We start from the raw sequence: 15,889 nt of genomic DNA, 5'->3' as shown, positions 1-15,889 counted from the left end.
CTTCTTTAAATTCAATTAAAGAAGGTGCATTTATTTACCTATACCATTAACATATTTAAACTAAACAAGCTTTAATGTTCCATTCCTTTGTACCTTTTTATCCAAAATCCTTTTTCTTCATCCCATTCACCATAGATAATAGAAGCAATTTCATTTGCAGAATAGCCGATTTTTCCTAGCTGCTCATATAGCCAGCTTTCTTCTTTTCCCAATCTTTTTAACTCATTTTTATTTACTTTTCCTTCATTAATTAATAAATAATTGAGTTTTTCTTCTTGTACTTCAATCCCTAATTCTCTTTTTTCTGGAGGTTCGTATTGCTCGTATTTTTTAATACTAATTTGCCCACCAGGCTCTACAATCAGATACTTTACTTGTTCTATATTATAAATGTTTTCTTGGCGTAGCATCGTCCTGATTTGTTCCATCTCCATCTTGTTTTTCTTTAATTCTTTTTCGTCAAATTCTCCGTTGTTAATAAGTACACTTAATTCTCCTTTCATTAATCTTCTTGGAAAAGCAAATTTTCTCGTTGCAAGTTCTATTAAATAAATGCAGGCTCCCCATATTAAAACGCCAAATAACATATGCCAAACTTGTATATTATTATCATATAAACTCTCTTCCAAAATACCTCCAAACACAACTACATAGACTATATCAAAAGGAGTTAACTCAGAAAGCGCTTTTTTCCCTAGCAGTCGCATTGTTATTAATAAACCAAAAAAGCCTAAAATCATTTTAGAAGCTATAAGCAAGTAAATCATAAAGTTCCCTCCTCCCTTATATATATTCTAGAAGAAAAATAACAATAGCAGATTCGCTTACAACTAAATCAACTTCATTCTTTTTCTAGCTTAGATTCTAACATTTGGCCAGCTTCTTTATTGTATGCTTTATAATCAAACTTTTTAAAGTCATCGTATCCAAGCATAACTTTTTCCATCCCTTCCATTAATCCTTCTGTTGAATTATCTACCAGTAAACCATACCCATCTTTTAAAAGGCTGTAGCATCCTGGAATATTAGTAGAAACAACCTTTTTTTGTAAAACTAAGCATTCTAGTAATACCATTGGCTGTCCTTCATGAATAGAAGATAATACAAAAGCGTCGCATGCATTTATAATTGGAAACGGATTTTCTAATTGACCTAAAATATGCACTTTGTCCTCTAAGCCAATATCAAAAACATATTTTTTTAATTCTTCTTCTAGTTCTCCAAGCCCAATGATGAAAAGCTGTGTATCAGGTTGTTTTTTTTGTAGTTGATAAAATGCTTTAATTAATCCTATATGGTTTTTTTCTGGTGACAATCTTCCCATTGTTACAAAGTTAAATGTATCTGGTGACACTGTAATGTCGCTTTCCTCTTTAGCAGCACGGAGGATATATTCATAATCAATTAAATTGTGAACATAAGTCATTTTACTAGTGTCTTGGATAATATGTTTTAAATGTTGTTTATTTACTTCCCCGGTTTGTTTAGAGACGGAAACGATTATATCAAAATAATTATATAGTGGGAAAATAATATTTAAATCAGCTCGATGTTTGTACTCCTTGCCCAGTTTTTTACTATATTCTTGTATCATTTCATTATGTTGATAAATTATTTTTCGTGGGCTATCGGAAGAAGCAAGTAGTAATGTCCAATATTTAAAATAGCCATCAAAATCAATAGCGATGTCTATAGGGGTATCGCCCAACACACGATAAAGTTCTCGTTTGTAAATCGCTTTAATTTCTTCTGGTAAAAATTGGGTAGGACCATTTTTCATTAAATGCTCAAGTGGGTGAGCGTGGAAATCTACAAACGCGTCTTCTTCATTAGGTGCAATGTTAATGTCTCCGGGAATTTGGACTTTTATCACGTGATTTGGTATTTTATTAAAATTCAGCATTTCATAATAATCAAGATTTTCTTTTTCGATCACTACAATTTGATACTTCTCTTTGTCTAAGTTACGCATCAAGTTAAGCGCTGAAGAAGTAATGCCATTATTTTTAAATCCTCCGCAGTACATGACGACTACCTTTTTCGCTTTTTTTACGGCTGTTTTTTCCTTCTCTTCAAAAAAACGACAATTTTCGAATAGCAACACTTGTCCTTGTATAATTGTTGTAAAGTTTTCAGAAATATTTTCAAGAGCACCCTTTTTAACAATATAATCTGCATGAAGTAATAGTCGTTTAAAGTTGGGATTCCAATCAGGTTTGTTGATAATTTGAATGTAAGTTTGTCCCTTTTTTTTGATGAAGAATGTAGGCAATTCTATAGAAGAAATAATATATTCCGCTTTTCCTAGCCAGGCAATATTTTCTTCCGAATCAAGTGTATCAATAAAATGTTGCTTTTTTTCTTTTAAGAAAGGATTGCTATTCAAGATTTTTTCAAAACACTTAGAATCCTTTTCTGTTATAAATACTACATTATCCTTTATGATTCCCTCTTCAAACCAACTTTTTAAATACAATTTTTTCAAATTCATCCCTATTCCGCCCCCTTAACCTCAAATTATTAATTTCACATTTTATATGAAAAAAGCCTGCTATTTTTCATATGTTTCTTTTACCTTTTCGAAAATGAAATAAACAATAATAACTACTTTGTAAAATTTTTTTAATACAAAAAAATGAGGTGACTTATTTCTGCTAAAATTCTAGAAATAAGCAACCTCATTCAATTCATGTTATTTGTATTAAAGAAATTTAAAAATGATGAAAACTCTCAACTGGCATTACAAATACTGTCGCGCCGCCAACTTGAACTTCGATTGGGTAAGGCACATACGTATCTACCGTCACACCTAAGGAAGCGGATGGTGTCATCATTTGTTCGCGTGCTTTACAGTTTTCCTTGATTATCGCTAGTGCATCATCTACACGTTCATCTTCTGTTCCGATAATAAATGTGGTGTTTCCTGCTTTTAAAAATCCACCCGTAGTAGCTAACTTTGTCGCACCGAAATTGCCTTTTGTTAGTGCGTCAGACAAACGGTTGCTATCTTGATCTTGGACTATCGCAAATATGAGTTTCAAAGAAATCAACCCTTCCTAAAAATCTATCTTTTTTCTATTATAGCAAATAAACCGCATTTTAAAGAGTGATATGCACTTTTGGCTTGGTACTTAAGTCACACGAAATGTTACGTTAGTTGTTTTAAAATATCTGCTAAAATGACTTCCGTGATTTCTTCCGGTGTCATAGTTGCGTCCACTCGCATAAAGCGCTCTGGGAACATCTTGATAATTTTTTCATAACCGGCTTGGACTTTCTCATGGTAAGAAATATCTTCTTTATCTAAACGATTGACTTCACGGCCTTTATTAGCAGCGATCCTAGCTAAACCAACTTCGGCTGGCACATCGAGATAATAGGTCCGATCTGGAATTGTATCTTCAATCGCATACAAATTCACTTGTAAAACTTGTTCCATATTCATGTCACGTCCGGCGCCTTGGTAAGCAAGTGAACTATCCATGAAACGGTCACAAAGAACGGTTTTCCCTGCCGCTAAAGCTGGCCGAATCGTTTCAACCACATGCTGACGGCGAGCTCCAGCAATAAGTAATACTTCTGTTTTCGAATCCATTTCTTCATTGCCAATTCCGAGCACGATGTTTCTTACTTTTTCTGAAATCGGGCTACCACCTGGTTCGCGAGTTTTAATGAAATCTATTCCCGCTTCTTTCATTTTTTGGTTTAACAGAGTTCCAACAGTAGTTTTACCAGAGCCATCTGGTCCTTCAAGTGTAATAAAAATTGCTTTCATCTAATATAATTTCCTTTCCCTTTCGCGTCACTTTCTGTTTGATTATAGCATAAATTAGCAGAATACACGGATGTAATTCTCGGCTAGTTTTTCGCCGCCTTGATAGTGCCGCGTGCGAATGTTTTTTAGTTCGCGAATATGTTTTTCTGTGATACTTTCTCCGCGGATAATAGCTGGAATCCCCGGCGGATAGAGCGAGATTATTTCAGCAGATACACGGTCAGTCGCTTCATCTACCAGAACAAATTCGGTCGCGCGTGCGTGCATTTCTTCATAAGTTAAAGCAAGACCTGACGCGCAAGGTGTCGACATTTCGTACGGCTCTTTCGCGATTTCTTTTTTCACTGGTGAATGAATCCGGCTGATTGGCGTGAAATCAATTCCTTTTTTGATTAACGGTAAAATCAGTAACACTTGCGACTCGTCGGCAAGCTCTGGGAAATAAGAACTTTCTTCAAAAATGGCTTGTAGTTCATAACCTGTATAACCTATTTTGCGTACGATAATTTTAAGTGGATCATCTGGCAAAATCACTTCAAATTTATTTTTCGTTAACCATTTAATCCACCTAGCGCGCATCTTCCAAAAAGCTTCAACGTCTGCTGCTGAGTAAGTTGCCGCATATTTTCGTGCCGCATCTAGTGACGCCATGATTAAATAAGACGGGCTACTCGTTTGGAAAACTTGCAAGTAATAAGTTAATTTTTCAAAAATCGGCAAGTCATTCACCACATGTAAATAGGACCCCATCGTTAGCGCCGGCAACGTCTTATGCGCTGACTGAACAACCACGTCTGCGTCAAGTTCCACCGCACTTTTCGGAAATTCAGAACTTGTTAAAAAGTGCGCCCCATGCGCTTCATCGACAAACACAACCGCGCCAAAGTCATGCGCAATTCGAATACATTTTTGTAAATTAAAAGTCGTTCCATAATAGCTCGGATAAGTGAAAATACATAGTTTTACATCTGGATGATTATGTAAAGTTTCTTCAAGAAGTTCTGTTGATACACCATTCGCGACGCCAACTTCTTTATTTGTCACCGGTGTTAAGAAAATTGGTTCTCCACCTGCTAGTTCGATTCCATGCAAAATTGATTTATGCGCATCTCTTGGCACTAACACTTTTTCTCCGGGTTTTAAAGTTGCCATAATAACCGCCAAGCTTCCCCCGCTTGTTCCGTTGACTAGAAAATAGCTTTTTTTACTTCCATAACATTCTGCAAGTAACTCCTCCGCTTCGAAAATTACATCTTCCGGATGATGCAAGTCGTCCATTCCAGTTATTTCTGTTACGTCCCATTTTACTAATTTTTGCCATGCATCTGGATAAATTGCTCCACTTTTGTGACCTGGAACATGAAGTGATATTGGGCAAGATTTAGCATGAGCATCTAACCGTTCTACTAAAGGCATTTTAGATTGATCTCGCATAACAATTCCCCTTTTTAAATTCTCTCTTTCATTGTACCATTTTGCTGAATTTATGACACATCCTTGTAGTTTTAAAGCGTTTTCATTTTAGAAGTTGTATAATAAAGGAAGCAACCACGTTTTGACTTTCTAGTAAAGGGAAATTGAGTTAAGAGGACAATTTTAAAGGAGGTTTTTTGTCAGATGAAGAAGATTCTTAACGGTACTGATCAAGTAGTAGAACAGATGGTGGAAGGTTTAGTTAAATCGCACGCAGATGTTGTTCACCGTGTTGAAGGAACTCGCGTCATTGCAAGAAATGATAAACGTCCAGGAAAAGTCGGGCTAGTAAGTGGCGGAGGTTCTGGTCACGAGCCGGCTCATGCTGGTTATGTGGGTCGCGGAATGCTCTCTGCTGCTGTATGTGGCGATGTTTTCACTTCCCCAACCCCAGACCAAATTTATGAAGGTATTAAAGCCGCAGATCAAGGCGCTGGTGTGCTTTTGATCGTGAAAAACTATACCGGTGATGTAATGAATTTTGAAATGGCGGCAGATTTAGCCGATGCCGATGATATTAAAGTAGAACAAATCATAGTGGATGATGATATTGCTGTTGAAGACAGTACTTTCACCACAGGACGCCGCGGTGTAGCCGGAACTGTTCTCGTGCATAAAATTATCGGGGCAGCCGCAGAAGCAGGCGCATCGCTTGAAGAACTAAAAGCACTCGGTGAAAAAGTAATTGCTTCTGTTAAAACGCTTGGTGTCGCACTTTCTCCGTGTACCGTTCCTGAAGTTGGCCATCCCGGCTTTGAGCTTGGCGATGACGAAATTGAACTTGGCATTGGTATCCACGGCGAACCCGGCTTTACGCGCGAAAAAATTATGCCATCCGCTAGCCTTGCTAAACAACTTTATGAACGCATTAGTAGTGAAAGCAAACTCCTATCGGGTGATAAAGTGGTTGTCCTTGTAAACGGCATGGGCGCAACTCCACTTATGGAACAATACGTTTTTGCAAATGATGTTCATGAACTTCTAAAAAATGCTGGTGTTCAAGTTGAAAAAACACTCGTTGGCGATTATATGACTTCTCTAGAAATGGCTGGGTTATCATTAACCATTTTGAAATTAGAAGATGAAAAATGGGTTGATATGTTGAAACTCCCAGCAGACACAATTGCTTGGTAATAAAATTTGGAGGAATGAATCATGACTTATGATAAAGATTGGGCGTTACGCTGGTTAAATGATTTCGGCGAACGTGTACAAGAAAACAAACAATTATTAAGTGATCTCGACCAAGCGATTGGTGATGGAGACCACGGTATTAATATGGCTCGCGGACTCAGTGAACTCAAAAAAGCTTTTGCAGAAAAAGAACCAGCTGATTTAAAAGATGTTTTCAAAACGACTGGGATGACAATGGTCAGCAAAGTCGGTGGTGCATCTGGTCCACTTTACGGAACAGCATTTTTGAATATGAGTAAAGCAGTTGAATCGGAAACCATTGATGCGGTTGGCCTTACAAAAGTTATCGAAGCTGGTCTAGAAGGCATCGAAAAACGTGGTAAATCACATGCTGGAGAAAAAACAATGATTGATGTTTGGGAGCCAGTTGTTCACGCGTTGCATCAAGAAGATTTAACTGATGATGTGGTCGATGCGGCCTTACAAAAAACAAAAGATTTAAAAGCCACTAAAGGTCGAGCAAGTTATCTTGGCGAACGTTCGATTGGTCATCTTGATCCAGGCGCATACTCATCCGCCTTACTATTCCACGCAATGCTTCAAACGGAGGTGAGCTAACTTATGACTAAACCTTATGGTGTTGTTATTATTTCTCATTCCAAAGACGTGGCAAAAGGTGTTCATGATATTATTAAAGAAATCGCCCCAGATGTTTCTATCACGCATGCAGGCGGAACAGAAGACGGTCGCATTGGCACAAGTTTTGATGCAGTGAATGAGGCAATTGAAAATAACGAAGCCGATAAAGTGTACACCTTTTATGACCTCGGAAGCGCTAAAATGAATATTGAAACAGTGGAAGAAATCAGCGAAAAAGAAATTATTCTTTTTAATGCTCCAATTTTAGAAGGAGCATATGCTACAGCTGCTCAAGTTCAAATGGATGAAAAACCAGAAGTTATCGCAGCAAACCTTAAAACCATCGAAATTAAATAAAACTAAAACCCCTTGAATTATCCTGTTTGAGGGGTTTTATAATTATTTAAATTGAAAGAATTGACTAAAAACTCTTTATTTTTCTTAAAATTTAGTATAAACTAAATAATGCACAATAAAACAGGGGGTATAATATTATGTTGAAGAAAAATTTTATTATGGCTTTTTTCATTTTGACATTAGGGCTTGTTCTTGCAGCATGCAGCAGCAGTGACAGTTCTAAAGATAAAGTAACAACTTCTACAGGGGATAAAAAAGTTGTTAATTTGATGGAATCAGCTGAAATTCCATCCATGGATTCAGTAACAGGGACCGATGGCGTTAGCTTTACAGCACAAAATCAAGTTTTTGAAGGTCTTTACTACTTAGATAAAGATGACCAAACACAACCAGGGGTCGCAGCAAGCGCTCCAGAAATCTCGAAAGATCAAAAAGTCTACACGATTAAACTCCGAGATGACGCAAAATGGTCTAATGGCACAAAAGTAACTGCCCATGATTTCGTTTATGCATGGCAAAAAATTGCTAATCCCGCAACCGCAGCAGAATATGCAGTCCTTTTTGATGGTCTGATTGCGAATGCAACAGATATTATTAATGGGAAAAAGAAACCCGAAGAACTTGGTGTCAAAGCACTTGATGATACTACACTCGAAATCACACTCGAAAATCCAACACCTTACTTCCATTCCCTTTTGACCTTTCCAACATTCTATCCACAAAATGAAAAATACGTTGAATCTCAAGGCGAGAACTATGCCAAAGATAGTGATCACATGATTTACAATGGTCCTTTTGTGATGAAAGATTGGACAAACACAAGCAAAGAATGGAAATACGAGAAAAACAAAAATTACTGGGATAAAGATACAGTAAAAGTCGATACTATTAATATGCAAGTAGTAAAGGAACCAGGAGCTGCGGTTAATCTATACTCCACAGGTAAGCTAGACCGCGCGACGCTCACAGGCGACTATGCCAAGCAAAAACAAAATGATGATGACTACACTACAGAAAAAGAAGCTTTTATATATTATCTGAAATTCAACCAAAAACAAGCTGGAAAATCTACCCTTTTTGCAAATGAGAATGCACGTAAAGCATTTGCTCTTTCTGTCGATAAAGAATCACTAGTAAAAACCGTCATGGGTAACGGCTCTACCGCAATCAATGGTTTTGTTCCAGCTGAATTCACTTTCAATCCAGAAACAAAAGAAGATTTCCGGAAAGAAAATGGCGACCTATTAACAACTGACAAAGCAGCAGCAAAAGAATACTGGAACAAAGCGAAAAAAGAATTAGGTATTGATACACTTACGGTAGAACTACTTGGGGACGACCAAGATTTCAATAAAAAATCTAGCGAGTTCTTACAAAGTGCACTTGAATCTAATTTAGATGGATTAACAATCAAAATCAAAACTGTGCCTTATAAAGCACGTCTAAAATTAGATGAAACAGAAGATTATACTTTACAATTAACTCGTTGGGGTCCAGACTACCAAGATCCTATCACATTCCTATCAACAACAATGACCGGAAACAACTACAATCGCTCTAACTACTCGAATAAAGAATATGACAAACTACTGACTGATGCATCTACCACTTATGCAACTCAGCCAGAAAAACGCTGGCAAGCAATGCTAGATGCAGAGAAAATACTCATGGACGACGTTGGTATTGCGCCACTTTATCAAGCAGGTACAGCAGCACTTCAAAGCCCTGATATAAGCGGCATCGCGCATCACTTATTTGGTGCCCCATTCAGTTATCATTGGATAGAAAAAAAATAAAAACTTAAAAGACGAGGATTCAAGCATCCTCGTCTTTTTTCATGCAAATTTTCCGTGTTATAATTACTTATGACCAATTTCCCATTCTAAAAAGTTAGGATTTGACACGATGAATATTTTAATCAAAATACGCGAACTAACCAATTTAACTAATAATGAAAAGGAACTTGCCAACTACATAGTGGCAAATCCGAAAAAAACATTACAATTTAAGCCTAAAGAGCTGGCTACCGCTGCTTTCGTTTCTGCTGCAACCATTTACCGTCTAATTAACAAACTAGGGCTAAATGGCGTCGGTGAACTAAAAATCGAAATCGCTTCGAGCCTTCGAGAAACAACTGCAGAACAAGATATAAATTATGATTATCCTATTTTGGAATCCGATACGCCTTACCAAATCATGACCAACCTCAATCAAATTTATAAGGGAACTATCGACGAAACGTTAAACAACGCCGATCCAGAAGAACTTGTAAAGATTGGCGAAAAATTGGTTAATGCAAAAATTATTGATGTTTACGCGGCTTCTGCCAATTTATTTTTCGCTCAAAACTTCAAATTTCAAATGCAGGAAATCGGCGTTTTGGTCAATGTTCCTGAGGAAGATTATATTCAAAGTTTATCCGCTGCAAACAGTGACAAAGATCATGTTGCTATCGTTGTTTCCTATGGGGGACGAAGCAGAACCCTTCAAAGAGTTGTCAAAATCTTGTCCGAAAGTACTGTCGATATTATTTTAATTACCTCTATGCAAGACAATCCTTTAGTGGAATTCGCCACACACAAAATCTACATGGCATCCGCTGAGAATCATTACAATAAGGTCTCATCATTCTCAACACGACAATCATTACTAAGCATTTTTGACACCCTTTATTCCGTTTATTTTAACCATAATTACGATAAAAACATCCAATACAAAACAACGAATTATCAAAAAATGAACACCGAATTGGAATGATTTTTCAAAAAAGGAGCCGTTTTCCTTTTGAATTGAAAAAAAGCTCTCAATATGGGCCACATCTGACTTTTTCTTAATTTCTAGTGATACAATAAAGAAAAAAAGGAGCTAAACTCACATGACAACTCAAGCAATTATTTTAGACATTGATGGCACTTTATTAAACGACGACAAAAAAATCTCTCCAGAAACAAAGAAAGCACTCATCACCGCGCAACAAAATGGCGTGAAACTAATCCTCGCATCCGGCAGACCAACAACCGGAATGCACGTATACGCCGAACAATTAGAAATGGAAAAACACCACGGTTTGCTTGTTTCATACAACGGCGCTAAAGTAGTTGATTGTGCGACAAATGAAGAATTATTCAACCAAGCGCTTACGGTTGCAGAAGGAAAAGCCGTTTTAGAACACATGAAACAATTTGAAGTCAAAGTAATGATTGATAAAGAGGATTATATGTATACGAATAATGTATACGACTGCTATGTACCTTACCGCGGCGAAGAAATAAATATTATTCAATACGAGTCTCGCGGAGGAAATTTTAAACTCTGTGAAAAAGATGATTTAGCCGTATTTTTAGATTATCGTCTAAGTAAAATCCTCACTGCTGGTGACCCGGCCTATATGCAAGAAAATTACCAAGCAATGATGGCGCCTTTCAAAGATACACTTAATTGTGTCTTCACAGCTGATTTTTACTTTGAGTTCACAGCTCAAGGCATTGATAAAGCCAAAGCACTTGATACCGTTTTAACACCAATGGGCATTCAATCTGAAAATATTATCGCATTCGGAGACGGCCATAATGACATCACTATGGTCGAATACGCAGGTACAGGAATCGCTATGCAAAATGCGGTCCCGGAATTAAAAGCCGCCGCTAGCTCCGTTACGTTGTCTAATAATGAAGATGGCATTGCGCACGTACTAAACAGTTTAATTACAAATTAAAAAGGCTGATTTTTAGCCTTTTTTATATTGGCTGCATATCATCATTTTTCAAACGTTCATTCAGCTCATAAAGCGCCGTCTTATTACTATCCCACTCCAACAGCTGAATCACCGACTCATAAGAAAGCCATTTTAACTCACGATGCTCTATGGATAATTCGATATAACCTGAAAAACTCGTTAAATCAATGGCAAAACAATATTCTGGAACTACATAAGGCTTACTAAATGAAAAATGAAAACTAGGGATAGTAGAATATGAATCCAATTTATACATTTCAAACTCCCCCTTCAAGTTTAGCTCTTCTTTACTTTCACGCTTGGCAGTCTCTAGGATTGACTCTCCGTCTTCCCCTCCGCCAGTAACAAACTGCCAAACAGCTACATCGGTTCTCAACAAAGCACAAAACTGATAATTGGTTTCATTTTTAATAAATGGTATAACTAAAATTTGAAAAGGTTGTCTCATTATCCCACTTCCTTTTTTCTAAATTATAAAAAATCCCCCAAATCAATCCCTTCACTCTACAGAAATTCTCCATTTTCTGGTATGCTAAAGTTAATCAACTAAATTAGGAGGTAAAAAAATGACACTTTCTTTCTCAGATACATACAGATTAAACAATGGAATTGAAATGCCTAGACATGGTTTTGGGGTCTACAAGTTAACGGATGAAGCGCGTATGCGTACTGCGCTGGAAACTGCGGTAGATGTTGGATATCGTTTGTTTGATACGGCTTCATTTTACCATAATGAAAAAGAGCTTGGAGACTTTTTTGCGTCAAGCGGCTTGAAAAGAGATGAATTTTTCGTCACAACAAAAATGTGGAATACAGAACAAGGTTACGATGAAACGCTTCGAGCTTTTGAAAAATCGCAGAAAAAATTACAACTAGATCAAATTGATTTATATTTAGTTCATTGGCCAAAACAAGATACATTTTTCGACACTTGGCGCGCTGTAGAAAAATTATATGACGAAGGGCTTGTTCGTGCGATTGGCGTGAGTAATTTTGAAGCGCACCATTTAGACCGGCTTCGTACAAGTGCCAACGTTCTTCCAGTAGTTGACCAACTAGAAACACATCCACACTTTCCAAATCAGCTGTTACATCGTTATTTAGAGGAATTGCATATCGTTCATCAAGCTTGGAGCCCGCTTGGTCGAGGTGGCGTTTTACAAGAGCAAATTCTGATTGATTTAGCAAAAAAATATGGTAAATCTCCTGCCCAAATTGTTCTTCGTTGGCATTTGCAAAATAATATTTCTATCATTCCAAAATCAGAAACGCCTTCAAGAATAAGAGAAAACGCAGCTATTTACGATTTTGAATTGTCGGAAGCAGATATGCGCCAAGTCGAGCGCCTGAATACTGGTGAACGTGTGAGTCATGCACCAGATGTAATGTATGTCCGTTCTGAAATTTAATAAAAAAATCTACTATTCCAATATGGTCTAGTAGATTTTTTCTTTATTTCTTTAATTGACGTGCGCGAGCTTCTTTAAAAAGGTAAAAATAGCGTGCTTCCGCCTTTTTCTCCTCATATTCTAAATTAGGATCGTACTCAAAACTTTTTCGCAACAAAACTTTCTGCTTATGCCAATTTTCTTGTGTGACTTCAATCAATTCCATCAAATAAGCATCATAGGATTTGTGTAATTTGCCAATCTTCTTGTTTTTTTTCCGGCCAAACTTATTACTTCTGGACTCCATTTTATCACCTCAGTTTAGACTTCTCTTCGTCCTTCCATGGCTTTAGAAAGTGTGACTTCATCAGCATATTCTAAGTCTCCACCCACTGGAAGGCCATGCGCTATTCTAGTTACTTTTATGCCTGAAGGTTTTAGTAAACGCGAAATATACATCGCAGTAGCTTCTCCTTCAACATTAGGATTTGTTGCTAAAATAACTTCTTCAATAGTGTCATCTTGTAAACGTTTCAGCAAATCAGGAATATTAATATCTTCCGGGCCAATTCCGTCCATCGGAGAGATTGTCCCATGGAGCACGTGGTATAAGCCATGAAAATCACGCATTTTTTCCATTGCAATAACATCTTTGGATTCTTGTACCACACAAATAACACTTCGATCGCGTGACGTATCAGCGCAAATATAACATGGATCCTTATCTGTAATATGACCACAAACGGAACAAAAGCTTAGGTTTCTCTTCGCATCAACAAGCGCTTTTGCAAAGTCTAATACATCGTCTTCTTTCATGTCTAGCACATAAAAAGCTAGTCTTGCTGCCGATTTGGGTCCGATTCCCGGTAATTTCATAAAACTATCTATTAATTTCGTTATCGGCTCAGGATAATGCATAATTCGTCTTCCTCTCACCTTCAAAATACAAATGTTTCACGTGGAACATTCTATTGAAAAATAGTTGAGACTCTTGAATACAAGCCAAGAGTCTCAAACCAAGCAATATTACATTCCAGGGATATTTAACCCTTGTGTGAATTTACCCATTGTTTGTGAAGTTGTATCTTCAATTTGTTTTAATACATCATTTGTTGCTGCAAGTACTAAATCTTGTAGCATTTCGATGTCTTCTGGATCAACTACTTCTTCGTTTATAACAACATCTGTAATGACACGTTTACCAGTAGCTTTTACTGTAACCATTCCGCCACCAGCTGTTCCAGTGAACTCTTGAGCTTCTAAATCAGCTTGAGCTTTCGCCATTTCCTTTTGCATTTTTTGCATTTGTTTCATCATACCTTGCATATTTCCCATTCCACGCATGAATAATCTCCTCTTTCTTCTATTGTTTTTTAATCTTTAATTTCAAGCAAATCTTCACCAACGAGCTTTGCGGCTTCTGCAACAAAAGGATCTTCCGCCGGTTTTCTAGCTTCTGGATTTGTACCTTCCTCCGCATCACCGTCGCTACCATGACTATGAAGGAAATTCTCTCTTACGTCAGCCCATTGATCTTCTGGGATTCCAATAAAAGTATAATTCACTTGTGTCAGTCGTGCAATACTTGATGTGATCGTTTCGACAAAGTTCGGATTATCCATCGCCATTTGACAGTGAATCTCATGCTTAAATTTTAACACAAAAGTATCCTGAGATGCAGCTACAGGTTCTGCGTCATTTAAAAGTGCTGCCTGGGACGCCATCAGCATGGATAAAAGTTCGCCCCAACATCCACGGATTAACTGTAAATTCTCTTTTTTAGCCTCACCTAGTACATGGTTGATTTTACCAATAGGTGCTTTAAATTGTTTGCCGTTGTTTATTGCTTTTTTAGAGCTACCACGATTTTGGGTTGGTTTTTCAGCTTGGGTGGCAACTGCTCCACTAGCAATTTGTTTTTTAAGTGTTTGAAGTTCTTGCTGCATTTGCTCCATTTGCCGTTTTAAGTCTGCGAAGTCACTTCCAGAAGCTGCGTCCGCTGATACATTTCCGCCACTTACCGCTGATTGCCCGGCTTGCGTTAACTGAACAAGCGCCACTTCTACATAAATACCTGGATGATTCGAAAAACGCATTTGTTGCTGCGCAGTGTTTAAAATCTTCACGAATTCATACACTTTAAGTGAATCTGCTCGTTTTGCCAAAGCGACAAAGTCATCATCAATTAAAGCCCGTTCCAGCGTTTCTTCCAGATTCGGCGCTTTTTGATACAGTAGCACATCTCGGAAAAACACAAGTAAATCTTCCACCAAACGGACTGGGTCTTTTCCTTCTGCAAGTAAAGCTGTAAGCGTTGAGATAGCTTCTGCTGCATCGCCGTCAAACGCTGCACTTACTAGTTTTGTAAGCAGATTTTGAGCAACCGACCCCGTTATTTCTAGCGCATCTTCTACTGTAACTTCTTCCGACCCGTAAGAAATAACTTGATCGAGCAAACTAAGCGCATCTCGCATCCCACCTTCAGCCGCACGCGCAACAATCATCAATGCTTTTTCGTCATAAGGAATTTTTTCTTCTTCTAAAATAAATTTCAAACGACCAATAATATCTTGCGTCGTAATTCGTTTAAAATCAAAACGCTGGACCCGCGAAATAATCGTTAGCGGTAACTTGTGTGGTTCTGTTGTCGCCAAAATAAAAATGACATGTTTCGGCGGCTCTTCTAGCGTTTTTAGTAGCGCATTAAACGCTCCCGTCGACAACATATGCACTTCATCAATAATATATACTTTATATTTCGCCACAGTTGGCGCATATTTTACTTTTTCCCGGATATCCCGAATTTCTTCAACCCCGTTATTACTGGCAGCATCGATTTCAAGAACATCTGGTATAGAGCCATCCGTCGTACCTTTGCAAATCTCACATTCATTGCAAGGCTCCCCGTCATGACCGTGTTCACAGTTAATCGCCTTCGCAAAAATTTTCGCCGCACTAGTCTTCCCAGTCCCCCGAGGTCCAGAAAATAAATAAGCGTGCGAAGTTTTATTTTGCACAATGGCATTTTTAAGCGTTTTCGTCACATGTTCCTGTCCAACAATATCCTGAAACGACTGCGGCCGAAAAACCCGATACAAAGCCTGATACGCCATCTGCCACTCTCCTTCACCTAAAACCATTTTAGTAGTTTTATTATAACGTATTGTTGAAGAAGTTTCAAAACGTTGTTTGTTTTGATTTACTTCTTCAATATAAATCCGAGCAAAGCGATGATTTAATCCTTAATAGAAGTTTCAAAACGTACTTTGTTTTGATCTACTTCTTCAATATAAATCTGAGCAAAGCGATGATTTAATCCTTAATAGAAGTTTCAATACGTACTTTATTTTGATTTACTTCTTCAATATAAATCTGAGCAAAGCGATG

At 37.6% G+C, this 15,889-nt stretch carries 17 protein-coding genes; 7 read left to right on the top strand and 10 right to left on the bottom strand.

Going from position 1 to position 15,889, the window contains the following annotated elements; genetic code table 11:
* Positions 1 to 71: 71 nt before the first annotated feature.
* The 5 genes from HCB45_RS08545 to HCB45_RS08525 all read right to left on the bottom strand — a co-directional run bounded on the left by HCB45_RS08545 (position 72) and on the right by HCB45_RS08525 (position 5,209).
* The gene (locus HCB45_RS08545; protein ID WP_343068649.1) at positions 72 to 767 is read right to left on the bottom strand and encodes a DUF421 domain-containing protein; all 696 of its coding nucleotides are present in this window, start codon (positions 765 to 767) and stop codon (positions 72 to 74) included.
* Positions 768 to 841: 74 nt separating this feature from the next.
* On the bottom strand, positions 842 to 2,491 hold the full coding sequence (locus tag HCB45_RS08540) for a glycosyltransferase (protein ID WP_185619578.1): 1,650 nt from the start codon (positions 2,489 to 2,491) through the stop codon (positions 842 to 844).
* A 220-nt stretch (positions 2,492 to 2,711) separates the two neighbouring features.
* Entirely contained in the window at positions 2,712 to 3,041 is a 330-nt protein-coding gene (gene darA, locus HCB45_RS08535; RefSeq protein ID WP_003739897.1) for a cyclic di-AMP receptor DarA, read from the bottom strand.
* Positions 3,042 to 3,148: 107 nt separating this feature from the next.
* Positions 3,149 to 3,775, bottom strand: coding sequence for a dTMP kinase (tmk, locus tag HCB45_RS08530; RefSeq protein ID WP_185607922.1), 627 nt, complete (start codon positions 3,773 to 3,775; stop codon positions 3,149 to 3,151).
* A 54-nt stretch (positions 3,776 to 3,829) separates the two neighbouring features.
* Positions 3,830 to 5,209, bottom strand: coding sequence for an aminotransferase class I/II-fold pyridoxal phosphate-dependent enzyme (locus tag HCB45_RS08525; RefSeq protein WP_185607923.1), 1,380 nt, complete (start codon positions 5,207 to 5,209; stop codon positions 3,830 to 3,832).
* Between the two features lie 183 nt (positions 5,210 to 5,392).
* Between HCB45_RS08525 and dhaK1 the strand changes: the two genes are divergently transcribed.
* From dhaK1 to HCB45_RS08495, 6 genes are all read left to right on the top strand, one after another.
* A complete protein-coding gene (dhaK1, locus tag HCB45_RS08520) occupies positions 5,393 to 6,382 on the top strand; it encodes a dihydroxyacetone kinase subunit DhaK1 (protein ID WP_185319748.1) in 990 nt (329 codons plus the stop codon).
* 21 nt (positions 6,383 to 6,403) lie between these two features.
* Complete coding sequence (gene dhaL1, locus HCB45_RS08515; protein ID WP_185319747.1) at positions 6,404 to 7,000, top strand: dihydroxyacetone kinase ADP-binding subunit DhaL1; 597 nt, start codon at positions 6,404 to 6,406, stop codon at positions 6,998 to 7,000.
* A 3-nt stretch (positions 7,001 to 7,003) separates the two neighbouring features.
* Positions 7,004 to 7,378, top strand: a complete 375-nt coding sequence (gene dhaM1 / locus HCB45_RS08510; protein ID WP_149118043.1) for a dihydroxyacetone kinase phosphoryl donor subunit DhaM1 — start codon at positions 7,004 to 7,006, stop codon at positions 7,376 to 7,378.
* 137 nt (positions 7,379 to 7,515) lie between these two features.
* On the top strand, positions 7,516 to 9,174 hold the full coding sequence (locus tag HCB45_RS08505) for a peptide ABC transporter substrate-binding protein (protein ID WP_185619576.1): 1,659 nt from the start codon (positions 7,516 to 7,518) through the stop codon (positions 9,172 to 9,174).
* 109 nt (positions 9,175 to 9,283) lie between these two features.
* Positions 9,284 to 10,135 (top strand): MurR/RpiR family transcriptional regulator, encoded by an 852-nt coding sequence (locus HCB45_RS08500; RefSeq protein ID WP_185607925.1) that lies wholly within the window; start codon positions 9,284 to 9,286, stop codon positions 10,133 to 10,135.
* Positions 10,136 to 10,253: 118 nt separating this feature from the next.
* On the top strand, positions 10,254 to 11,093 hold the full coding sequence (locus tag HCB45_RS08495; RefSeq protein ID WP_185619574.1) for a Cof-type HAD-IIB family hydrolase: 840 nt from the start codon (positions 10,254 to 10,256) through the stop codon (positions 11,091 to 11,093).
* Between the two features lie 22 nt (positions 11,094 to 11,115).
* Here HCB45_RS08495 and HCB45_RS08490 read toward each other — a convergent pair whose 3' ends face one another.
* A complete protein-coding gene (locus HCB45_RS08490; protein ID WP_185607927.1) occupies positions 11,116 to 11,562 on the bottom strand; it encodes an NUDIX hydrolase in 447 nt (148 codons plus the stop codon).
* Between the two features lie 118 nt (positions 11,563 to 11,680).
* On the opposite strand from HCB45_RS08490, the gene HCB45_RS08485 reads away from it, so the two are divergent.
* Positions 11,681 to 12,523, top strand: coding sequence for an aldo/keto reductase (locus tag HCB45_RS08485; RefSeq protein WP_185319742.1), 843 nt, complete (start codon positions 11,681 to 11,683; stop codon positions 12,521 to 12,523).
* Positions 12,524 to 12,566: 43 nt separating this feature from the next.
* On the opposite strand, the gene HCB45_RS08480 is transcribed toward HCB45_RS08485, so the two are convergent.
* From HCB45_RS08480 to dnaX, 4 genes are all read right to left on the bottom strand, one after another.
* Complete coding sequence (locus HCB45_RS08480) at positions 12,567 to 12,809, bottom strand: YaaL family protein (protein WP_185319741.1); 243 nt, start codon at positions 12,807 to 12,809, stop codon at positions 12,567 to 12,569.
* A 14-nt stretch (positions 12,810 to 12,823) separates the two neighbouring features.
* Positions 12,824 to 13,420 (bottom strand): recombination mediator RecR, encoded by a 597-nt coding sequence (recR, locus tag HCB45_RS08475; RefSeq protein ID WP_003722062.1) that lies wholly within the window; start codon positions 13,418 to 13,420, stop codon positions 12,824 to 12,826.
* Between the two features lie 108 nt (positions 13,421 to 13,528).
* On the bottom strand, positions 13,529 to 13,846 hold the full coding sequence (locus HCB45_RS08470) for a YbaB/EbfC family nucleoid-associated protein (RefSeq protein WP_003722063.1): 318 nt from the start codon (positions 13,844 to 13,846) through the stop codon (positions 13,529 to 13,531).
* A gap of 29 nt (positions 13,847 to 13,875) precedes the next feature.
* Positions 13,876 to 15,615 carry a DNA polymerase III subunit gamma/tau gene (gene dnaX / locus HCB45_RS08465; protein WP_185319740.1) on the bottom strand — a complete coding sequence of 580 codons (1,740 nt, stop codon included), beginning with the start codon at positions 15,613 to 15,615 and terminating at the stop codon, positions 13,876 to 13,878.
* Positions 15,616 to 15,889 lie beyond the last annotated feature (274 nt).

It is taken from the genome of Listeria farberi, from assembly GCF_014229245.1.
Lineage (GTDB): Bacteria > Bacillota > Bacilli > Lactobacillales > Listeriaceae > Listeria > Listeria farberi.
Note: the sequence above shows the minus strand (reverse complement) of the source record. Positions and strands in the feature narration are given on the sequence as shown.